General features: G+C 56.7%; 21 protein-coding genes. 16 read left to right on the forward strand and 5 right to left on the reverse strand.

What is annotated here, in order from left to right; translation table 11 throughout:
* The first annotated feature begins 6 nt into the window (after positions 1-6).
* Positions 7-1,293, forward strand: coding sequence for a TRAP transporter large permease (locus L466_RS19555; protein ID WP_014172020.1), 1,287 nt, complete (start codon positions 7-9; stop codon positions 1,291-1,293).
* A 42-nt stretch (positions 1,294-1,335) separates the two neighbouring features.
* On the opposite strand, the gene zntA is transcribed toward L466_RS19555, so the two are convergent.
* The gene (gene zntA / locus L466_RS19550) at positions 1,336-3,522 is read right to left on the reverse strand and encodes a Zn(II)/Cd(II)/Pb(II) translocating P-type ATPase ZntA (protein WP_032680132.1); all 2,187 of its coding nucleotides are present in this window, start codon (positions 3,520-3,522) and stop codon (positions 1,336-1,338) included.
* A gap of 76 nt (positions 3,523-3,598) precedes the next feature.
* Entirely contained in the window at positions 3,599-4,225 is a 627-nt protein-coding gene (locus tag L466_RS19545) for a lysoplasmalogenase (protein ID WP_014172018.1), read from the reverse strand.
* Positions 4,226-4,354: 129 nt separating this feature from the next.
* Between L466_RS19545 and L466_RS19540 the strand changes: the two genes are divergently transcribed.
* Positions 4,355-4,714 (forward strand): DUF2500 domain-containing protein, encoded by a 360-nt coding sequence (locus L466_RS19540; RefSeq protein WP_014172017.1) that lies wholly within the window; start codon positions 4,355-4,357, stop codon positions 4,712-4,714.
* Positions 4,715-4,761: 47 nt separating this feature from the next.
* On the opposite strand, the gene L466_RS19535 is transcribed toward L466_RS19540, so the two are convergent.
* Positions 4,762-5,043 carry a DUF1145 family protein gene (locus tag L466_RS19535; RefSeq protein ID WP_014172016.1) on the reverse strand — a complete coding sequence of 94 codons (282 nt, stop codon included), beginning with the start codon at positions 5,041-5,043 and terminating at the stop codon, positions 4,762-4,764.
* Complete coding sequence (gene rsmD / locus L466_RS19530) at positions 5,027-5,629, reverse strand: 16S rRNA (guanine(966)-N(2))-methyltransferase (RefSeq protein ID WP_020884541.1); 603 nt, start codon at positions 5,627-5,629, stop codon at positions 5,027-5,029. Before rsmD ends, L466_RS19535 begins: the two co-directional genes overlap by 17 nt.
* Positions 5,630-5,756: 127 nt before the next feature.
* Here rsmD and ftsY point away from each other — a divergent pair, with 127 nt between their 5' ends.
* The 6 genes from ftsY (at position 5,757) to livJ (ending at position 12,746) form a co-directional block, all read left to right on the forward strand.
* On the forward strand, positions 5,757-7,223 hold the full coding sequence (gene ftsY / locus L466_RS19525; RefSeq protein ID WP_020884542.1) for a signal recognition particle-docking protein FtsY: 1,467 nt from the start codon (positions 5,757-5,759) through the stop codon (positions 7,221-7,223).
* Positions 7,224-7,225: 2 nt separating this feature from the next.
* Entirely contained in the window at positions 7,226-7,891 is a 666-nt protein-coding gene (gene ftsE / locus L466_RS19520) for a cell division ATP-binding protein FtsE (RefSeq protein WP_014172013.1), read from the forward strand.
* Positions 7,884-8,939 carry a permease-like cell division protein FtsX gene (gene ftsX / locus L466_RS19515; RefSeq protein ID WP_014172012.1) on the forward strand — a complete coding sequence of 352 codons (1,056 nt, stop codon included), beginning with the start codon at positions 7,884-7,886 and terminating at the stop codon, positions 8,937-8,939. Before ftsE ends, ftsX begins: the two co-directional genes overlap by 8 nt.
* Before the next feature lie 251 nt (positions 8,940-9,190).
* Positions 9,191-10,048: an RNA polymerase sigma factor RpoH gene (rpoH, locus tag L466_RS19510; RefSeq protein ID WP_014172011.1), complete on the forward strand. Its 858-nt coding sequence runs from the start codon at positions 9,191-9,193 to the stop codon at positions 10,046-10,048.
* Between the two features lie 135 nt (positions 10,049-10,183).
* A complete protein-coding gene (locus L466_RS19505; RefSeq protein ID WP_032680133.1) occupies positions 10,184-11,449 on the forward strand; it encodes a 4-aminobutyrate--2-oxoglutarate transaminase in 1,266 nt (421 codons plus the stop codon).
* 196 nt (positions 11,450-11,645) lie between these two features.
* Positions 11,646-12,746 carry a branched chain amino acid ABC transporter substrate-binding protein LivJ gene (gene livJ, locus L466_RS19500; RefSeq protein WP_072126534.1) on the forward strand — a complete coding sequence of 367 codons (1,101 nt, stop codon included), beginning with the start codon at positions 11,646-11,648 and terminating at the stop codon, positions 12,744-12,746.
* Between the two features lie 86 nt (positions 12,747-12,832).
* On the opposite strand, the gene panM is transcribed toward livJ, so the two are convergent.
* Entirely contained in the window at positions 12,833-13,225 is a 393-nt protein-coding gene (panM, locus tag L466_RS19495; protein ID WP_020884545.1) for an aspartate 1-decarboxylase autocleavage activator PanM, read from the reverse strand.
* 424 nt (positions 13,226-13,649) lie between these two features.
* Between panM and livK the strand changes: the two genes are divergently transcribed.
* The 8 genes from livK to ugpE all read left to right on the forward strand — a co-directional run bounded on the left by livK (position 13,650) and on the right by ugpE (position 21,832).
* The gene (gene livK, locus L466_RS19490) at positions 13,650-14,759 is read left to right on the forward strand and encodes a high-affinity branched-chain amino acid ABC transporter substrate-binding protein LivK (protein WP_020884546.1); all 1,110 of its coding nucleotides are present in this window, start codon (positions 13,650-13,652) and stop codon (positions 14,757-14,759) included.
* A 46-nt stretch (positions 14,760-14,805) separates the two neighbouring features.
* Positions 14,806-15,732, forward strand: coding sequence for a high-affinity branched-chain amino acid ABC transporter permease LivH (gene livH, locus L466_RS19485; RefSeq protein ID WP_020884547.1), 927 nt, complete (start codon positions 14,806-14,808; stop codon positions 15,730-15,732).
* Positions 15,729-17,006, forward strand: a complete 1,278-nt coding sequence (gene livM / locus L466_RS19480) for a branched chain amino acid ABC transporter permease LivM (protein WP_014172003.1) — start codon at positions 15,729-15,731, stop codon at positions 17,004-17,006. The genes livH and livM overlap by 4 nt, the downstream gene beginning before the upstream one ends.
* Positions 17,003-17,770, forward strand: a complete 768-nt coding sequence (livG, locus tag L466_RS19475; RefSeq protein ID WP_014172002.1) for a high-affinity branched-chain amino acid ABC transporter ATP-binding protein LivG — start codon at positions 17,003-17,005, stop codon at positions 17,768-17,770. The genes livM and livG overlap by 4 nt, the downstream gene beginning before the upstream one ends.
* 1 nt (position 17,771) lies before the next feature.
* On the forward strand, positions 17,772-18,485 hold the full coding sequence (gene livF / locus L466_RS19470; RefSeq protein WP_020884549.1) for a high-affinity branched-chain amino acid ABC transporter ATP-binding protein LivF: 714 nt from the start codon (positions 17,772-17,774) through the stop codon (positions 18,483-18,485).
* Between the two features lie 227 nt (positions 18,486-18,712).
* Complete coding sequence (gene ugpB / locus L466_RS19465) at positions 18,713-20,029, forward strand: sn-glycerol-3-phosphate ABC transporter substrate-binding protein UgpB (protein ID WP_032680134.1); 1,317 nt, start codon at positions 18,713-18,715, stop codon at positions 20,027-20,029.
* Positions 20,030-20,102: 73 nt separating this feature from the next.
* On the forward strand, positions 20,103-20,990 hold the full coding sequence (gene ugpA / locus L466_RS19460; protein ID WP_014171998.1) for a sn-glycerol-3-phosphate ABC transporter permease UgpA: 888 nt from the start codon (positions 20,103-20,105) through the stop codon (positions 20,988-20,990).
* Entirely contained in the window at positions 20,987-21,832 is an 846-nt protein-coding gene (ugpE, locus tag L466_RS19455) for a sn-glycerol-3-phosphate ABC transporter permease UgpE (protein ID WP_014171997.1), read from the forward strand. The genes ugpA and ugpE overlap by 4 nt, the downstream gene beginning before the upstream one ends.

A 21,832-nucleotide genomic window follows, 5' to 3' on the forward strand; every position in this document is an offset into this window, starting at 1 on the left:
TGAACAATGGATGCATTCGTTTTGTTATTCACCCTCGCCATTTTGCTGGCGCTGGGGATGCCGGTGGCCTTTGCCGTCGGGCTAAGCGCCGTCGCGGGCGCGTTGTGGATAGATTTACCCCTCGAGGCGCTGATGATTCAGATAACCAGCGGGGTGAATAAATTCACGCTGCTGGCGATCCCCTTCTTTATTCTCGCGGGTGCGATTATGGCGGAAGGGGGGATTGCCCGACGGCTGGTCAATTTCGCCTACGTGTTTGTTGGCTTTATTCGCGGTGGGCTGTCGCTGGTGAATATTGTGGCCTCCACGTTCTTCGGCGCGATTTCCGGCTCGTCGGTGGCGGATACGGCCTCCATTGGCAGCGTAATGATCCCGGAGATGGAGAAGAAGGGCTATCCACGCGATTATGCGGCGGCGGTGACCGCCAGCGGATCGGTACAGGCGATTTTGATCCCGCCCAGCCACAACTCGGTAATTTATTCCCTCGCGGCAGGCGGAACGGTCTCTATCGCGACGCTGTTTATCGCGGGGGTGCTGCCAGGGCTGCTGCTCGGCGTAAGCCTGATGGCAATGTGTCTGGGCTTTGCCCGCAAACGTGGCTACCCGAAAGGGGAAAAAATTCCCTTTAAGCAGGCGCTGAAAATCACGCTGGACGCGCTGTGGGGGCTGATGACTGTAGTGATTATTCTCGGCGGGATACTGTCCGGGATATTTACCGCAACGGAATCCGCTGCTGTGGCCTGTCTGTGGGCGTTCTTTGTCACCATGTTTATCTACCGGGACTACAAATGGAACGAGCTGCCGAAGCTGATGTGCAGGACGGTGAAAACCGTCACCATCGTGATGATACTGATTGGCTTTGCGGCGGCGTTTGGCGCGGTGATGACCTACATGCAGCTCCCGAGCCGTATCACCGAGTTCTTCACCTCGCTCTCCGATAACAAGTACGTGATCCTGATGTATCTCAACATCATGCTGCTGCTGATCGGCACGTTAATGGACATGGCGCCGATCATCCTGATCCTGACGCCAGTGCTGTTGCCGGTGACCAATTCGCTGGGCATCGATCCGGTGCATTTTGGGATGATCATGATGGTGAACCTGGGGATCGGGCTGATTACGCCGCCGGTCGGTTCGGTGCTGTTTGTGGCGAGCGCGGTAAGTAAACAGAAAATCGAGCATGTGGTTCGCGCCATGCTGCCGTTTTACGGCATGCTGCTGGTGGTGCTGGCGATGGTGACGTACATCCCGGCCATCTCGCTGTGGCTGCCGCGCGTGTTAGGGATGCAGTGACGCCGTTTTCCGCCCTCTCCCGGTGGGAGAGGGCATCTCGTGTTATTGTCGACGTAATAAGCGGAGCGCGTTCGCCGTCACCAGTACCGTCGCGCCGGTATCCGCCAGTACCGCCAGCCACAGGCCGGTTATACCGAGCAGCGTGGTGACCAGGAAAATCCCCTTCAGGCCCAGCGCAATCCCGATGTTCTGACGGATATTGGCCCGCGTGGCGCGCGCCAGAGCAATCATCTGCGCCAGCCCGGTCAGGCGGTTATGGGTGAGCGCCGCGTCGGCGGTTTCCAGCGCCACGTCGGTGCCGCTGCCCATTGCAATGCCAATGGTGGCGGCTTTCATCGCCGGGGCATCGTTGATGCCGTCACCCACCATTGCCAGCGGTGCATGGTTGTTCAGTTCCGTTACAGCGCGCACTTTATCCGCAGGCAATAACCCGGCTTTAAACGCCAGCCCCAGCTCACCGGCAATCGCTGCCGCGGCTCGCGGGTTATCCCCGGTGAGGATCACCCCCTGCACGCCCAGTTGATGCAGCGCGGCGACGGCGTCTTTTGCATCGTCACGCAGGGTATCACGCAGTGCCAGCATCCCTATCGCCACGCCGTTTTGCACTACCATCACCACGGTTTGCCCGGCCTGTTCCAGCGCCTGGACTGGCTGGCTCAGCCCGGCCGCTGGAAACGTATTCGCGGCAACGATCAGGACGTTATTCCCTTCAACGTCGGCTTCAATCCCGGACCCGACCAGCGCCCGCTGTGCGGTGGCGGCAGGGATGTCCAGCCCACGCGACTGCGCCTCGCGGACTATTGCCTGTGCCAGCGGGTGGGTGGAGCCTTGTTCGACGGCAGCGGCCAGGGCGAGCAGCGTATTTTCACTGACCTCCTGAGGATAAATGCCCGTGACCTGCGGTTTACCCACCGTCAGCGTACCGGTTTTATCGAAGGCGATATGTTGTACCTGGCTCAGTTGCTCCAGCGCCGCACCGCCTTTAATCAGCGCTCCACGACGCGCCGCGGCCGCCAGACCGGAGGTAATGGCCGCCGGCGTGGAGATCACCAGCGCGCACGGGCAACCAATCAGCAGCAACGTCAGACCCTTATAAACCCAGCCCCCCCAGGCTGCGCCCAGGAACAGCGGTGGAATAATTGTCACCAGCAGGGCGACCAGCATGATGGCGGGGGTGTAGATCCGGCTGAAGCGATCGATAAAGCGCTCAACGGGTGCGCGACGCTCCTCGGCCTCTTCAATCAGCTTCAGGATGCGGTCGATGGCGCTCTCACCCGGTCCGGAGAGAACCGTGAGTTGCACCAGACGATCGACGCTGGTGGCGCCTGCAGGCACTTTCTCGCCCGCTGAGCGTTCAACCGGAATCGACTCGCCGGTGAGGGCACTTTCATCGAAACTCGCCGTGGCGGTAAGCAGCTCACCGTCCGCAGGCAGACGCCCGCCAGCGGCGACCTCAATCACATCACCCGGGCGCAGCGTGTTAATAGCCACCGTCTGGCGTTCGCTGCCCGTCACCCGCGTTGCGGTTTCCGGTTTCAGCGCCATCAGCGCGCTGACCCCTTTCCGTGCCCGACTCGCCGCCCAGCCCTCAAGGCGCTCGCCAATTAAGAACAGCAGCAGCACCATGGCCGCTTCCGCCGTCGCGCCAATAAACAACGCGCCGATCGCCGCCACGCTCATCAGCGTTTCGATGGCGAACCAGCTTCCGCTTTTCATCAGCCGCACGGCCTGACGGGCAATCGGGAACAGTCCGACAAGCGTCGTGGCGATGAACGCCAGGTTACCGAACGGGTGGTTAAACTGCTCCAGACCCCAGCTCAGGGCCATCATGATGACAAGGGTGATAATGGGCAGGTTTTCTCGCAGGGCTGACGTCTTTTCGACAGGTGCGGTTTCGCTGCGCAGGCTGTAACCGGCCTTACTGACGGCGGCTTCAACCAGCGTGCTGATGTCATTATCGGCGCTGACCAGCAGCTTCTCGGTGGCGAAAAGGACCTGGACGTGGCTGACGCCCGGGACCTGTTTTACCGCGTTTTCGACTTTACGGGCGCAGGCCGCGCAGTCCATACCGTTGACCACCCAGCTGTAGCGGTTTGCGTTTTCCGGGAGCGGCGGCGTGTTTTGCGTTTCGCATGCGCCGTCGCAGCAGCAGTCGTCCTTCGCGGGAACGGGGCTGAGCTTAAGTGCCGAGAATTGTGGAACTTTTTTAGGTGTTTCTGGAGTCGACATGGCAGTCTCCGGTAATGATAATTTTCTCATTAACCGCAGCATACACTCTGGAGTCGACTCCAGAGTCAAGGCTTATTTAGATATACAGTGAACGCACAATCAGGAAGTGCCCGGCAAAGTAGCAGGCGGCGGCAATCGCGTTATCCGCACGGAAGCGGCGACGATAGTGGCTGCCCAGCCAGACGATATTCCCGAGTAACAGCAGCGTGGCACCAAAGAACGCGGACATTGCCGGTGCCGTCGGACGGAAGAACCACAGTTCACCCGCCAGCCATACCATCACCAGCGTCATGGCGATAAACGTGCAGACAGGCAAGCGCATCTCTTCCAGACGCGTCCAGATCACCGCGATCAGCAGCGCGCCAATGACCAGCAGCACCAGCGGCAGCGGCCAGAAGAAGGAGAGCGTCATCTGGCTGGCGAAGTAAATGGTATAAAGCAAATGCGACAGGAAAAATGCCCCAACGGCATACAGCAGGCGCTGTCGCGGCAGCAGGGTTAAGGCATCACCAATCAGGGACGCACACAGACCGGCAAGAACCAGATAGCTGACGGCGTTAAACATGGGCGCTTGCCAGGCAAGCAGCAGGAGTAACAACAGCGTGACGGGTTTAAACAACCATCGCTGCCAGGCAGGGCCGCGATAGGATGCATCGACGTAAAGCCATGCGGAAAAACAGACAGCGATAAATGACCAAAGCATATTAACTCCCTGTAACTGTTGAGTCTGAATAATCAGTTTCTTATTCAGTGTAGTGATGGGGGCAGGCGTTTGGCAATGCCGGGGAAGGCAAGGTATCCTGAATTCCGTATAATCTGATGGGATTTTTGAATGAGCAAGATGCCGCTTTTTTTCGTTATCGTGGTGGCGATTATCGTCATTGCCGCCTCCTTTCGTTTCGTGCAGCAGCGCCGTGAGAAGGCGGACAACGATGCCGCGCCGTTGATGCAAAAACGCGTGGTGGTAAGCAATAAACGCGAGAAAGCCCTCAATGACCGACGCTCGCGCCAGCAGCAGGTTACGCCGGCGGGAGCCACCATGCGCTATGAAGCGAGCTTTAAGCCGGAAACCGGCGGGCTGGAGATGACCTACCGTCTTGAGGCGCAGCAGTACCATCAACTGACGGTGGGAGAAAAAGGGATGCTGAGTTACAAAGGGTCGCGGTTTGAAGGGTTTACGCCAGATCGGTAATGTTCCCTCTCCCGCAGGGAGAGGGGTAGGCTGAGGCTTGAGGCGCCTTACTTCTTCGCCTGGGCCTTAAATTTCTTCATCCACACCAGCAGTTCAAATACGCCAAAAATAAACACGCGCAGCTGCTGCCAGCCGGTCATCTGCGGACCGTCTTTTGGCAGGCCGTTTTTCAGCATCACCATCTGCAGGGCGTGCATGAAGGTGGTAAAGATAAAGGCCACGTTCACAAAGATGTTCATCGGGCGCGGGAACGGGTGCACCAGATTGAGGAGCAGAAATGCCCAGACGCCCAGCATCAACAAACGTCCCACATTAATCAGTACTGGCATTGGATTCTCCTTGTGCCTGACGGTGATACAGACGATAAGCGACCTGACCTGCCACTTTTTCTCGGTGCAGATCCCAGTGAACCGGGACCGGCGGTAAACCATTTTCGACTTCGCTTTCGACGTAGATTAACGCGTCATCCGCCAGCCAGCCGTTGTTTTCCAGCAGGGATAACGTCTCTTCCAGCAGCCCCTTGCGGAACGGCGGGTCGACAAACACCACGTTGTGCGGCGTGCCCTTTTGCGCGAGGAAGCTCAGTGTGTTGGTATTCACTACTTTGGCGTTGGTCGCTTTCAGCGTTGCCAGATTTTGCTGCAACGTCTGCGCAACGCCGCGCTCCATTTCCAGCAGCGTGGCGCTGGCGGCATAGCGCGACAGCGCCTCCAGACCCAGCGCGCCGCTGCCCGCGAAGCAGTCCAGGCAGTGGGCATCCACCATTGAGGGGGCCAGCCAGTTAAACAGCGTTTCGCGTACGCGGTCCGTGGTTGGGCGTAGTCCGGGGCTATCCGGCACCGGTAATTTCCGGCCTCGCCACTGGCCGCCGATAATACGAATTTGACCGGCTGGGGCGCGGTTGGGTTTCTTCATCTCTGGAAAGCTCTGTTAACAATTGGCCTGCGATTGCGGGCGGTGATGTCAATTAAGTAAAGTGTTAGACTATTTCATCATTTTTTTAGCTTCCATGTATATAGCGCCGCGAGGAGTGTAGTCGCAGATGGCAAAACAAAAAAAACGTGGCTTCTTTTCCTGGCTGGGCTTCGGTGAAAAAGAGCAAGAAACAGAGCAGAAAACCGAAGAACAACAAGCCGTTGAAGAGCAGTCTCAGCCTGAAACGCCGGTAGAAACTGCCGCCGTTGTCGACGCGGAAGAGCACGCGCACAGCAAAGAAGAGACCGAAGCCTTTGCTGAAGAGGTGGTGGAAGTTACCGAACAGGTTCAGGAAAGCGAGAAGCCAGAACCCGTTGTGGTAGAAGACGTTATCGATACGCCGCAGGCGATTATCGAGCATGAAACGTTGCCGCTGCCGGAAGAGGTGAAAGCCGAAGAGGTTTCAGCGCAGGAGTGGCAGGCCGAGGCAGAAACCGTCGAAATTGTTGAGGCGGTGGAAGAAGAAGCACAAGACGAGCCAGCGCTTACCGACGAAGAGCTGGAAGCCCAGGCGCTGGCAGCAGACGCGGCGGAAGAAGCGGTTATCGTCGTGCCGGTGGAAGCGCAACCAGAGCAGGGTGAAGAGGTTGCTCAGGAGCAGGAAAAACCCACCAAAGAAGGTTTCTTCGCCCGCCTGAAGCGTAGCCTGCTCAAAACCAAAGAAAACTTAGGTTCCGGATTTATCAGTCTGTTCCGCGGCAAGAAGATCGACGACGATCTCTTTGAAGAGCTGGAAGAGCAACTGCTGATCGCCGACGTTGGGGTGGAAACAACCCGTAAGATCATCGCCAGTCTGACCGAAGGGGCGAGCCGCAAGGAGTTGCGTGACGCCGAAGCGCTGTACGGTCTGCTGAAAGACGAGATGGGCGAAATCCTCGCAAAAGTTGACGAACCGCTTAATATTGAAGGCAAAACGCCATTTGTTATTCTGATGGTTGGCGTGAACGGTGTGGGGAAAACCACCACTATCGGCAAGCTGGCGCGACAGTTTGAGCAGCAGGGCAAATCGGTAATGCTGGCGGCAGGTGATACCTTCCGTGCGGCGGCGGTTGAGCAGCTGCAGGTCTGGGGCCAGCGTAACAACATCCCGGTGATTGCGCAGCATACCGGTGCGGATTCCGCCTCCGTTATCTTTGACGCTATCCAGGCGGCGAAGTCGCGTAATGTGGATGTGCTGATTGCCGACACCGCAGGGCGTTTGCAGAACAAAGCGCACCTGATGGAAGAGTTGAAGAAAATCGTCCGCGTCATGAAGAAGCTGGACGAAGAGGCACCGCATGAAATTATGCTGACCATTGATGCCAGCACCGGACAGAACGCCATCAGCCAGGCGAAGCTGTTCCATGAAGCGGTAGGGCTGACCGGGATCACGCTGACCAAACTGGACGGCACCGCGAAAGGCGGGGTGATCTTCTCCGTGGCCGATCAGTTCAATATTCCTATCCGTTACATCGGTGTGGGCGAGCGTATTGAGGATTTACGTCCGTTTAAAGCGGACGACTTTATTGAGGCACTATTTGCCCGAGAGGACTAACAATGATTCGCTTTGAACACGTCAGCAAGGCCTATCTCGGTGGGAGACAAGCGCTGCAGGGGGTGACATTCCACCTGCAGCCAGGCGAGATGGCATTCCTGACCGGCCATTCCGGCGCGGGGAAAAGTACCCTGCTCAAGCTTATCTGTGGGATCGAGCGGCCGAGCGCCGGGAAAATCTGGTTCAGCGGCCATGATATTAGCCGTCTGAAAAACCGTGAGGTGCCTTTCCTGCGTCGTCAGATTGGCATGATTTTCCAGGACCACCACCTGCTGATGGATCGCACCGTTTTCGATAACGTGGCCATTCCGCTGATTATTGCCGGTGCCAGCTATGATGATATCCGTCGTCGCGTCTCTGCGGCGCTGGATAAAGTCGGGCTGCTGGACAAAGCGAAGAACTTCCCGATCCAGCTGTCTGGCGGTGAACAGCAGCGTGTGGGGATTGCCCGTGCGGTGGTGAACAAACCTGCGGTACTGCTGGCGGATGAACCGACCGGTAACCTGGACGACGCCCTGTCAGAAGGGATTTTGCGTCTGTTTGAGGAATTTAACCGCGTTGGGGTGACGGTATTGATGGCAACGCACGACATCGGGCTGATTTCCCGTCGTTCGTACCGCATGCTGACCCTGAGCGACGGTCATTTGCACGGAGGCCTCGGTGAATAAGCGTGATGCAATAAACCAGATTCGGCAGTTCGGAAACCGGTTTGACCGCTTCCGTAAGCCGCAGGGCGGCGGTGACGGCAATCGTAATGCACCAAAGCGTGCGAAAGCGGCGCCTAAGCCGAACTCCCGCAAAACCAACGTGTTCAACGAGCAGGTGCGTTATGCGTTCCACGGTGCGTTGCAGGACCTGAAAAGCAAACCGCTGGCGACGTTCCTGACGGTGATGGTGATTGCCATCTCCCTGACGCTGCCAAGCGTCTGCTACATGGTCTATAAAAACGTTAACCAGGCGGCGTCGCAGTACTATCCTTCTCCGCAGATCACGGTCTATCTGGATAAGGCGCTCGACGATAACGCGGCGGCGCAGGTTGTGGGGCAAATCCAGGCCGAACAGGGCGTAGAGAAAGTGAATTATCTCTCTCGTGAAGAAGCCCTGGGTGAGTTCCGTAACTGGTCAGGCTTTGGCGGTGCGCTGGACATGCTTGAAGAGAACCCCCTCCCGGCCGTGGCGGTGGTGATCCCGAAACTCGATTTCCAGGGGACCGATTCGCTCAACACCCTGCGTGACCGCATCACCCGTATCAACGGGATTGATGAAGTGCGCATGGATGACAGCTGGTTTGCGCGTCTTGCTGCGCTGACCGGGCTGGTAGGGCGCGTGGCGGCGATGATTGGTGTGCTGATGGTGGCGGCGGTCTTCCTCGTCATCGGTAACAGCGTGCGCCTGAGCATTTTCGCGCGTCGCGACACCATTAACGTGCAGAAACTGATTGGTGCGACGGATGGCTTCATCCTGCGTCCGTTCCTGTACGGCGGCGCATTGCTCGGTTTTTCCGGCGCATTTCTTTCACTGATATTGTCAGAAATTTTGGTGATGCGGCTGTCCTCTGCCGTAACCGAAGTGGCGCAGGTTTTCGGAACGAAGTTTGATATCAGCGGCTTAGGGTTCGATGAGTGCCTGTTACTGCTGCTGGTGTGCTCGATGATCGGCTGGGTGGCAGCATGGCTGGCAACCGTGCAACATTTACGTCACTTTACTCCCGACTAATAAAAGCGTGATATAATCTTTCCCTGCACCGAGATGTTCGCTCTGCAGGGAAAGCGTCCCTGTTGTCTCTTCCCCTGTTATCATCTCCATGTCACAATTTGTGCGTAATTTATTCACCGTTGCACCTGGAACTTGTGGATAAAATCACTGTCTGATAAAAGAGTGAATGCTAATCTCGTGGCTCAAACGCTTTGGCATGGTTGTTGCCTGATGGGGACAGCCTGGACCAGAAGAAACATTGAGAGGAATGAATGACCAAAGAAATGCAAACTTTAGCTTTAGCCCCTGTTGGTAACCTGGAATCTTATATCCGGGCTGCGAACACCTGGCCGATGTTAACGGCCGAGGAAGAAAAGGAGCTTGCTGAAAAGCTGCATTACCAGGGCGATCTGGAAGCAGCGAAAAAGCTGATCCTGTCTCACCTGCGCTTTGTTGTTCACATTGCTCGTAATTATGCGGGCTATGGCCTGCCGCAGGCGGACTTGATTCAGGAAGGTAACATCGGTCTGATGAAGGCTGTACGTCGCTTCAACCCGGAAGTGGGTGTGCGACTGGTCTCCTTCGCCGTGCACTGGATCAAAGCAGAAATTCATGAATACGTGCTGCGCAACTGGCGTATCGTGAAAGTCGCCACGACAAAAGCGCAACGTAAACTGTTCTTCAACCTGCGTAAAACCAAGCAGCGTCTGGGCTGGTTCAATCAGGATGAAGTTGAAATGGTGGCGCGCGAGCTGGGCGTATCCAGCAAAGACGTGCGTGAGATGGAATCCCGTATGGCCGCGCAGGACATGACCTTCGATATGTCCTCCGACGACGACGGCTCTGACAGCCAGCCAATGGCACCGGTTCTGTATCTGCAGGATAAAACCTCTAACTTTGCTGACGGCATTGAAGAGGATAACTGGGAAGATCAGGCCGCGAACAAGCTGACTTCAGCAATGGAAGGCCTTGACGAACGTAGCCAGGATATTATCCGCGCCCGCTGGCTGGACGAAGACAACAAGTCCACGCTGCAGGAGCTGGCCGATCGCTACGGCGTCTCCGCTGAACGTGTGCGTCAGCTTGAAAAGAACGCCATGAAAAAACTTCGCGCCGCTATCGAAGCGTAATTTCCGCGATGTCCCCGATAACCCTCGAATGCAAATTCGGGGGTTTTGTTTTTTTATCTCCCGCTCTGGCGAATTCCCTCCCCCTGGCAAACACTTACAGATGCGCTAAGCAGGTGACTTTCTCAGGGGGACAGGGTGAAAAACAGTGAACTGAATGACCGGCGTTTGCAGGCGACGCCGCGCGGTATCGGCGTGATGTGTAACTTCTACGCCGATAAAGCCGAAAATGCCACGGTGTGGGACGTCGAGGGTAACGAGTATATCGACTTCGCCGCCGGGATTGCGGTGCTGAATACCGGCCATCGGCATCCAAAAGTTATTGCCGCCATCGAAAAACAACTCCACGCATTTACCCATACGGCATACCAGATTGTCCCGTACGAAGGCTATGTGGCGCTTGCCGAGCGCATCAACCAACATGTACCCGTTGATGGGCCTGCCAAAACGGCCTTCTTCTCTACGGGAGCAGAGGCGGTCGAAAACGCGGTAAAAATTGCCCGCGCGTATACCCGTCGTCCTGGCCTGATCGCCTTTGGCGGAGCCTTCCACGGCCGTACCTTTATGACGATGGCGTTGACGGGGAAAGTGGCGCCGTACAAACTCGGTTTCGGTCCGTTTCCCGGATCGGTTTATCACGCACACTATCCAAATGATCTGTACGGCGTCAGCACGGCAGAAGCGTTAAAAAGTCTCGAACGCATCTTCAAAGCCGACATTGCGCCGGACCAGGTGGCGGCCATTATCCTGGAACCGGTTCAGGGGGAGGGGGGATTCAACATTGCCCCCGCCGATTTTATGCAGGCCCTGCGCGAACTGTGCGATACGCACGGAATTTTGCTGATTGCCGATGAAGTGCAAAGTGGCTTTGCGCGAACCGGCAAGCTGTTCTCGATGGAACACCATTGCGTGAAGCCGGATCTGATCACCATGGCGAAAAGCCTGGCCGGCGGGATGCCGCTCTCGGCGGTCTCTGGCCGGGCGGAGGTGATGGATGCCCCCGCACCTGGCGGGCTGGGCGGGACTTACGCCGGCAACCCGCTGGCGATTGCCGCAGCCCATGCCGTGCTGGATGTGATTGATGAAGAGGATCTCTGCACGCGCGCGGCGCATCTTGGCCATCATCTGGTGGAAGTGCTGAACAAAGCGAAGGGCGACTGTCCGTTTATTGCCGATATCCGTGCCCAGGGCTCAATGGTGGCGGTGGAGTTTAATGACCCGCAAACCGGGCTGCCGTCGCCGGAATTCACGCGTCAGGTCCAGGAGCGTGCGTTACAGGAAGGTCTATTGCTGCTGAGCTGCGGCGTGTACGGCAACGTTATCCGTTTCCTCTATCCGCTTACCATCCCCGAAGTTCAGTTCCGTAAAGCGCTGGATATTATCTCCGCGTCGCTGACACGTTAAAGCCCTGGCCCGGCGGTGATCCCTGCCGGGCTTATCATATATTCATTTCAAATTAGCTATTCCAAAATCATAAAAATGGGGTATGTTTTAGCAGAGTATGCTGAAAAAGCGCGACTGCCATACCTATAACTGAAATAAAGCGCTACACAACAACATCACGACAATCGTAATAACCATAATAATGGGGAATCTCAGGATGAATATGAAGGGTAAAGCGTTACTGGCAGGATGTATTGCGTTGGCATTCAGCACGATGGCACAAGCCGATATTAAAGTGGCTGTCGTGGGCGCGATGTCCGGTCCGGTAGCACAGTACGGCGACCAGGAATTTACCGGCGCAGAACAGGCGGTTGCAGACATTAATGCTAAGGGCGGCATCAAGGGCGAAAAACTGCAGATCGTAAAATATGATGATGCCTGTGACCCGAAACAAGCGGTTGCCGTGGCGAACAAAGTGGTGAACGACGGAATCAAATACGTTATCGGTCACCTGTGCTCCTCTTCCACACAGCCCGCGTCTGATATCTACGAAGACGAAGGCATTCTGATGATCACCCCGGCTGCAACGGCGCCGGAGCTGACCGCACGTGGCTATAAGCTGACCCTGCGTACCACCGGTCTGGATTCAGACCAGGGCCCAACCGCGGCAAAATACATTCTGGACAACGTGAAGCCGAAGCGTATCGCGATTGTTCACGACAAACAGCAGTACGGTGAAGGTCTGGCGCGTGCCGTGCAGGATGGTCTGAAGAAAGGCAATGCCAATGTGGTCTTCTTCGACGGTATCACCGCCGGTGAGAAAGACTTCTCCACTCTAGTGGCACGTCTGAAGAAAGAGAATATTGATTTCGTTTACTACGGTGGCTATCACCCTGAAATGGGCCAGATCCTGCGTCAGGCACGTGCGGCCGGCCTGAAAACCCAGTTTATGGGCCCGGAAGGGGTTGCGAACGTTTCCCTGTCTAACATCGCCGGTGAGTCTGCTGAAGGCCTGCTGGTGACCAAACCGAAGAACTACGACCAGGTGCCTGCGAACAAACCGATCGTGGATGCCATCAAGGCGAAGAAACAGGATCCAAGCGGCGCGTTCGTCTGGACCACCTACGCTGCGCTGCAGTCTCTGCAGGCGGGTCTGAACCAGTCAGCCGATCCGGCTGAGATTGCCACCTGGCTGAAAGCCAACTCTGTCGATACCGTGATGGGTCCGCTTTCCTGGGATGCGAAGGGCGATCTGAAAGGCTTCGAGTTCGGCGTGTTTGACTGGCATGCTAACGGAACGGCGACCGACGCCAAATAAAAGCAAACGGCAACCTTTCGGTTGCCGTTTTAGTATTTTCACCCTCTCCTGTGGGAGAGGGGCGGGGTGAGGGCATCAGGCGGCATTCAGCAAACCTGACGTTTCTCCCACCCGTTTTCCTGCGCCGTAAACCCTAACGCCTGCATAAACGCCGCCATCACGCCGCGGTCTTCCACGCCCACGTCGGCCATCCACCAGGAGGTGACGTTCGGGTTTTCACGGATTATCTCTTCAATTAAATACTGCCCCACACCGCGACGACGGGTCACGTCACGTACGCGCAGTGAGTCCAGCGCCCCTTCGGTGCCGCTCAGCGTCACGCGAACCGCGGCGAGCAGACGCTCGTTAAAGCGCGCGGCGTAGATGCGGTGTGTCTCATCGACACGGAGCGACGAAGGGGAATATTCCGGCCAGATCTTGCCCAGGTCGATATGATCCTGGTCGCTAAAGGTCACCAGACGCACGATAGTCAGTTTCATTAGCTGCTTGTCCAAATCAAATTGAGTAGGGGCAGTGTACTCAATTTATTCCCTCAGCGGCTTCCTCTTTTTATCCCGGCTCACCAGGTGATTAGTTTTTTGGCAGCGCGAAGGGCAGTTTGAAAACACATGGATCGAAAAATAAGCAGAATTTTAACCTGAATGGCAGTGAATTATTCGGCGCTTTGTACCGTTATTTTATGCTGCAAACTGCAATTTTATTTGTTTATCTCTGCCCTATTTCAGAATATTATCTTTGCTTAATCGCCTGAAAAATAGAGATTTTAGTCTGGTTTTTATGAAAAAACTGCGCTAAACCATTAAAGGCGCTGGTAAAAATAGCGTTGTGCATTAAAAGTACAGAATGCTTTTTAACCATAATAAAACAAAATATATACACGACATCACGAATGGGGATTCAGAGATGAAAAGGAACGCGAAGACGTTAATCGCGGGGATGGTTGCATTGGCGATTTCGCATGCAGCCATGGCGGAAGATATTAAGGTTGCTGTAGTGGGTGCGATGTCCGGTCCTGTTGCCCAGTGGGGGGATATGGAGTTCAACGGTGCTCGCCAGGCAATCAAAGACATCAACGCCAAAGGCGGCATCAAAGGCGACAAGCTGGTTGGCGTGGAATATGACGACGCCTGCGATCCCAAACAGGCCGTCGCGGTCGCTAACAAAATCGTGAACGATGGCATCCAGTACGTGATTGGCCACCTGTGCTCGTCGTCCACCCAGCCTGCGTCGGATATCTACGAAGACGAAGGCATTCTGATGATTACCCCGGGCGCAACCAACCCTGAACTGACTCAGCGCGGTTATCAGCACATCATGCGTACTGCCGGTCTGGACTCGTCTCAGGGACCAACCGCCGCCCGATACATCCTCGATACCGTCAAGCCGACGCGCATCGCCATTATTCATGACAAACAGCAGTACGGCGAAGGCCTGGCGCGCTCCGTTCAGGACGGGCTGAAAAAAGGCGGCGCGAATATCGTCTTCTTTGATGGCATCACCGCTGGCGAGAAAGATTTCTCCGCGCTGATCGCCCGCCTGCAAAAAGAGAATATCGATTTTGTTTACTACGGCGGCTACTACCCGGAAATGGGTCAGATGCTGCGTCAGGCGCGTTCGGTCGGGCTGAAAACCCAGTTTATGGGGCCAGAAGGCGTCGGTAACGCTTCCCTGTCGAACATCGCCGGGGACGCAGGCGAAGGCATGCTGGTGACGATGCCAAAACGCTATGACCAGGATCCTGCGAACAAGGCTATCGTAGACGCGCTCAAGGCGCAGAAGAAAGATCCAAGTGGTCCGTATGTCTGGATCACCTACGCGGCGGTGCAGTCTCTGGCAACCGCGCTGGATCGCACCGGCAGCAAAGAACCGCTGGATCTGGTGAAAGATTTAAAAGCACACGGGGCGAACACCGTGATTGGGCCGCTGAACTGGGATGAGAAAGGCGATCTGAAGGGATTTGAGTTTGGTGTCTTTAAGTGGCACGCCGACGGTTCGTCCTCGGTCGCCAAATAATTATCCCACCGCCCGGACCGCCGGGCGGGTATAAAAAGGTTTGCATATGTCCGAGCAGTTTCTCTATTTCCTGCAGCAGATGTTTAACGGCGTCACGCTGGGAAGCACCTACGCGCTGATCGCCATCGGCTACACGATGGTTTACGGCATTATCGGCATGATTAACTTCGCCCACGGCGAGGTCTACATGATCGGTAGCTATGTCTCCTTTATGATTATCGCCGCCCTGATGATGATGGGTATCGACAGCAGCTGGCTGCTGGTCGCCGCCGGGTTTGTCGGCGCGATTGTGATTGCCAGCGCCTATGGCTGGAGCATTGAACGCGTGGCGTACCGGCCGGTGCGTAGCTCCAAACGCCTGATTGCGCTGATCTCCGCCATCGGAATGTCGATCTTCCTGCAAAACTACGTCAGCCTGACGGAAGGCTCGCGCGACGTGGCGCTGCCAAGCCTGTTCAACGGTCAGTGGGTGGTCGGTGCCAGCGAGAACTTCTCTGCCTCTATCACCACCATGCAGCTGGTGATCTGGGTGGTGACCTTCGTTGCAATGCTCGCCCTGACGGTCTTTATCCGCTACTCGCGTATGGGACGCGCCTGCCGTGCCTGCGCAGAAGATCTGAAGATGGCGAGCCTGCTTGGCATCAACACCGACCGCGTTATCGCCCTGACCTTTGTGATTGGGGCAGCGATGGCGGCGGTCGCGGGCGTCCTGCTGGGGCAGTTCTACGGCGTTATCAACCCGTACATCGGCTTTATGGCCGGGATGAAAGCCTTCACCGCGGCGGTCCTGGGCGGTATCGGCAGTATTCCAGGCGCGATGATTGGCGGCCTGATCCTGGGCGTGGCCGAAGCGCTCTCCTCCGCGTATCTGAGTACGGAATATAAAGATGTGGTGTCGTTTGCCCTGCTGATTCTGGTTCTGCTGGTAATGCCTACCGGTATTCTGGGTCGTCCGGAGGTAGAGAAAGTATGAAACCGATGCATTTCGCAATGGCGCTCCTCTCTGCCGCCATGTTCTTCGTGCTGGCAGGCGTCTTTATGGGCGTCCAGTTAGAGCTGGACGGCACAAAACTGGTGGTGGATACCGCCGCCGACATTCGCTGGCAGTGGATATTCATTGGCACCGCGGTCGTGTTTCTGTTCCAGATGCTGCGTCCTGTGTTCCAGAAGACGCTGAAAAGTGTCTCCGGTCCGAAATTCGTTCTGCCGGCTCTCGACGGTTCAACCGTTAAGCAGAAGCTGTTCTTCGTGGCGCTACTGGTGGCTGCGGTGGCGTGGCCGTTTGTGGTTTCTCGCGGTACGGTCGATATCGCGACCCTGACCATGATCTACGTGATCCTCGGTCTGGGCCTGAACGTGGTGGTGGGGCTGTCTGGCCTGCTGGTGCTGGGCTACGGTGGATTCTACGCCATCGGGGCCTATACCTTCGCGCTGCTTAACCACTATTACGGTCTCGGCTTCTGGACCTGTCTGCCGCTGGCGGGCCTGGTCTCCGCCGCGGCGGGCTTCCTGCTGGGCTTCCCGGTCTTACGCCTGCGCGGTGACTACCTGGCGATTGTGACCTTAGGTTTCGGCGAAATCGTGCGTATCCTGCTGCTCAACAACACCGAAGTGACCGGCGGCCCGAACGGGATCAGCCAGATCCCGAAACCGACCTTCTTTGGTCTGGAGTTCAGCCGTACGGCTCGCGAAGGGGGCTGGGATACCTTCAGCAACTTCTTTGGCGTGAAGTACGATCCGTCCGACCGGGTGATTTGGCTCTACCTGGTGGCGTTGCTGCTGGTGGTGCTTACCCTGTTCGTGATTAACCGTCTGCTGCGTATGCCGCTGGGCCGTGCGTGGGAAGCGCTGCGTGAAGATGAAATCGCCTGCCGTTCACTGGGCCTCAACCCGACCCGCATCAAGCTGACCGCGTTTACCATCAGCGCCGCGTTTGCCGGTTTTGCCGGTACGCTGTTTGCCGCGCGTCAGGGCTTTGTCAGCCCCGAATCGTTTACCTTTGCCGAATCTGCCTTTGTGCTGGCGATTGTGGTGCTCGGCGGTATGGGCTCGCAGTTTGCCGTTATCCTGGCGGCCATTCTGCTGGTGGTCTCCCGTGAGCTGATGCGCGACTTTAACGAATACAGCATGCTGATGCTGGGTGGTTTGATGGTGCTGATGATGATCTGGCGTCCGCAGGGCTTGCTGCCGATGACCCGTCCACAGCTGAAGCTGAAAAACGGGCAAGCGAAAGGAGAGCAGGCATGAGCCAGCCATTATTATCCGTTAACGGCCTGATGATGCGTTTTGGCGGCCTGCTGGCCGTCAACAACGTGAATCTGGATCTGCACAAGAAAGAGATTGTCTCCCTGATTGGCCCTAACGGCGCGGGGAAAACCACGGTCTTTAACTGCCTGACCGGTTTCTACAAGCCGACGGGCGGCACCATCAAGCTGCGCGACCAGCATCTGGAAGGGCTTCCGGGCCAGCAGATTGCCCGCATGGGGGTGGTGCGTACCTTCCAGCACGTGCGTCTGTTCCGCGAGATGACGGTGATAGAGAACCTGCTGGTGGCGCAACACCTGCAGCTCAAAACCGGCCTTTTCTCTGGCCTGCTGAAAACCCCGGCCTTCCGCCGTGCTCAGGATGAAGCGCTCGACCGCGCCGCCACCTGGCTCGACCGTATCGGCCTGCTGCAGCATGCGAACCGTCAGGCCAGCAACCTGGCCTACGGTGACCAGCGTCGTCTGGAGATCGTACGCTGCATGGTGACGCAGCCAGAAATCCTGATGCTCGATGAACCGGCGGCAGGGCTTAATCCGAAAGAGACCAAAGAGCTGGACGAGTTGATTGCCGAACTGCGCGATCATCACGACACCACCATCCTGCTGATTGAGCATGACATGAAGCTGGTGATGGGCATTTCTGACCGTATCTACGTGGTAAACCAGGGCACGCCGCTGGCAAACGGGACGCCGGAAGAGATCCGCAACAACCCGGACGTGATCCGTGCATACCTGGGTGAGGCATAAGATGGAAAAAGCGATGTTAACGTTCGACAAGGTTAATGCTCACTACGGCAAGATACAGGCGCTGCACGACGTCAGCCTGCATATCAATCAGGGCGAAATCGTCACCCTGATTGGCGCGAACGGTGCGGGTAAAACCACGCTGCTCGGCACCCTGTGCGGCGACCCGCGCGCCACCAGCGGGCGGATTGTCTTTGATGGCAAAGATATTACCGACTGGCAAACCGCCAGAATCATGCGTGAAGCGGTGGCGATTGTCCCGGAAGGGCGTCGCGTCTTCTCACGAATGACGGTGGAAGAGAACCTTGCGATGGGCGGCTTCTTTGCTGACCGCGACCAGTACCAGTCCCGCATCAAATGGGTCTATGAGCTGTTTCCGCGTTTGTGGGAGCGCCGTATTCAGCGGGCCGGCACGATGTCCGGTGGTGAACAGCAGATGCTGGCGATTGGCCGCGCGCTGATGAGCCAGCCGCGTTTGCTGCTGCTGGATGAACCGTCGCTCGGTCTTGCGCCGATCATCATTCAGCAGATCTTCGACACCATCGAACAGCTGCGTAAAGAGGGGATGACCATCTTCCTCGTCGAGCAGAACGCCAACCAGGCGCTGAAGCTCGCCGACCGCGGCTACGTGCTGGAAAACGGCCACGTGGTGCTCTCCGATACCGGCGACGCGCTGCTGGCAAACGAAGCGGTGCGAAGCGCCTATCTCGGCGGCTAGATAAAAGCAAAAGCAAAAAGGCAACGTCAGTTGCCTTTTTTCATGCAGGGCACCAGACCGCACCGAACTTACCCCAACCGCCTTCACACAACCATCATCCGCCTGACGTTTTGTTGTCATCTCACTGTAAAGAAACAGTTATTTTTCTGTCATTCGAGCATGTCATGTTACCTCGCGAGCATAAAAACGCGTGATATCGCGCATCCGGCACAATAAGAGAGATGACAATGACATCGTTACGACACACAGCTTTGGGTCTGGCAATGGGGCTGACTTTTGCGGCGAACGCAATGGCTGTCACCACCATTCCGTTCTGGCATTCCATGGAAGGGGAGTTGGGTAAAGAAGTTGACTCCCTGGCGCAGCGTTTCAACGACACCCATCCGGATTACAAAATTGTGCCGGTGTACAAAGGTAACTACGAGCAGAGCCTGAGCGCGGGCATTGCCGCTTTCCGTACCGGTAATGCACCTGCGCTGCTTCAGGTTTACGAAGTCGGTACTGCGACCATGATGGCCTCTAAAGCCATTAAACCGGTCTACGAAGTGTTTAAAGACGCAGGTATCAACTTCGACGAATCGCAATTCGTGCCGACCGTGGCGGGTTACTACACCGATTCCAAAACCGGTCATCTGCTGTCTCAGCCGTTTAACAGCTCCACGCCGGTGCTGTACTACAACAAAGACGCCTTCAAGAAAGCCGGTTTAGATCCGGAACAACCGCCAAAAACCTGGCAGGATCTGGCGGCGTACACCGCTAAGCTGAAAGCGGCGGGGATGAAGTGCGGCTACGCCAGCGGCTGGCAGGGCTGGATCCAGATTGAAAACTTCAGCGCCTGGCACGGCTTGCCGGTGGCCACCAAAAACAACGGCTTCGACGGCACCGACGCGGTACTGGAGTTCAACAAGTCAGAGCAGGTGAAGCACATCGCTCTGCTTGCCGATCTCAACAAGAAGGGCGATTTCAGCTACTTCGGGCGTAAAGACGAATCCACCGAGAAGTTCTACAACGGTGACTGCGCGATTACGACCGCCTCTTCCGGCTCTCTGGCGGATATCCGTCATTACGCAAAATTCAACTACGGCGTAGGCATGATGCCTTACGACGCTGACGTGAAAGGCGCACCGCAGAACGCCATCATCGGTGGGGCGAGCCTGTGGGTCATGCAGGGCAAAGACAAGGGCACCTACAAGGGCGTGGCCGAGTTCCTCGACTTCCTGGCGAAACCAGAGAATGCCGCCGAATGGCATCAGAAAACCGGCTACCTGCCTATCACCACGGCCGCGTATGACCTGACCCGCGAGCAGGGCTTCTACAGCAAAAACCCGGGCGCGGATATCGCGACGCGTCAGATGCTCAACAAGCCGCCATTGCCGTTCACCAAAGGCCTGCGTCTGGGGAACATGCCGCAGATCCGTACCATCGTAGATGAAGAGCTGGAAAGCGTGTGGACCGGGAAGAAAACCCCACAGCAGGCCCTGGATTCTGCGGTAGAGCGCGGTAATCAGCTGCTGCGACGCTTTGAGCAATCAACAAAGTCTTAATCATTTTACCCTCATCCTGTCCCTCTCCCTGCGGGAAGGGCTGGGGTGAGGGCTACCTATGCTGAGCTAAACTATGTCCTCATCCCGTCCGGTGTTCCGTTCGCGCTGGCTGCCGTATTTGCTGGTCGCGCCGCAGCTGGTCATCACCGTTATCTTCTTTATCTGGCCTGCGGGCGAGGCGCTCTGGTACTCGGTACAAAGCGTCGATCCGTTTGGGCTTTCCAGCCAGTTTGTCGGGCTGGACAACTTTACCGCACTGTTCCATGACAGCTATTACCTCGACGCCTTCTGGACGACCATGAAGTTCAGCGCGCTGGTCACTGTCAGCGGTCTTGTCGCATCGCTCTTTTTCGCGGCGCTGGTGGATTACGTGGTGCGCGGCAGCCGTCTGTATCAGACGCTGATGCTGCTACCTTACGCCGTGGCGCCTGCCGTCGCCGCCGTGCTGTGGATCTTCCTGTTTAACCCAGGGCGCGGGCTGATTACCCATTTCCTGGCGGAGTTCGGCTACGACTGGAACCACGCCCAGAACAGCGGTCAGGCGATGTTCCTGGTGGTCTTCGCGTCGGTGTGGAAACAGATCAGCTACAACTTCCTGTTCTTCTTTGCTGCGCTGCAGTCTATTCCGCGCTCGCTGGTTGAAGCCGCGGCGATTGATGGTGCAGGGCCGGTCCGTCGTTTCTTTAGGCTGTCGCTGCCGCTGATTGCCCCGGTGAGTTTCTTCCTGCTGGTGGTCAACCTGGTTTACGCCTTCTTCGACACCTTCCCGGTGATCGACGCCGCCACGGCCGGTGGCCCGGTACAGGCCACGACGACGCTTATCTATAAGATCTATCGCGAAGGCTTTGCCGGTCTGGATCTCTCGGCATCCGCCGCCCAGTCGGTCGTGCTGATGTTCCTCGTCATCCTTCTCACGGTAGTGCAGTTCCGTTATGTCGAAAGTAAGGTGCGCTACCAATGATCGAGAACCGTCGCGGGCTGACGATGTTCAGCCACACCATGCTGATTTTGGGCATCATCGTCATTCTGTTCCCGCTGTACGTGGCCTTCGTTGCCGCCACGCTGGACACCAAAGCGGTGTTTGATACGCCGATGACGCTGATCCCAGGCGGGCATCTTTTCGAAAACATGAAAACCATCTGGACCCAGGGCGTGGGCGCTAACAGCGCGCCATTCTGGCTGATGATGCTGAACAGCTTCATCATGGCGTTCGGTATTACGGTGGGCAAAATCACGGTGTCGATGCTCTCGGCCTTCGCCATCGTCTGGTTCCGCTTCCCCCTGCGTAATCTGTTCTTCTGGATGATCTTCATCACTCTGATGCTGCCGGTCGAAGTGCGTATCTTCCCGACGGTGGAAGTGATCGCCAACCTGAAGATGCTGGACAGCTACGCAGGTTTAACCCTGCCGCTGATGGCCTCGGCCACCGCCACCTTCCTGTTCCGCCAGTTCTTTATGACCCTGCCGGACGAGCTGATTGAGGCCGCGCGTATTGACGGTGCCTCGCCGATGCGCTTCTTCCGTGACATCGTGCTGCCGCTGTCGAAAACCAACCTTGCGGCGCTGTTTGTCATCACCTTTATCTACGGCTGGAACCAGTATCTGTGGCCGCTGCTGATTATTCAGGACGTCAATCTTGGCACCGCCGTGGCGGGCATCAAAGGCATGATCGCCACCGGTGAAGGCACCACGCTCTGGAATCAGGTGATGGCGGCGATGCTGCTCACCCTTATCCCCCCGGTCGTTATCGTTTTAGCCATGCAACGTGCGTTCGTGCGTGGTTTAGTGGACAGTGAGAAATAA

It is taken from the genome of Enterobacter sp. BIDMC 30 (assembly GCF_000534355.1).
Taxonomy (GTDB): domain Bacteria; phylum Pseudomonadota; class Gammaproteobacteria; order Enterobacterales; family Enterobacteriaceae; genus Enterobacter; species Enterobacter ludwigii.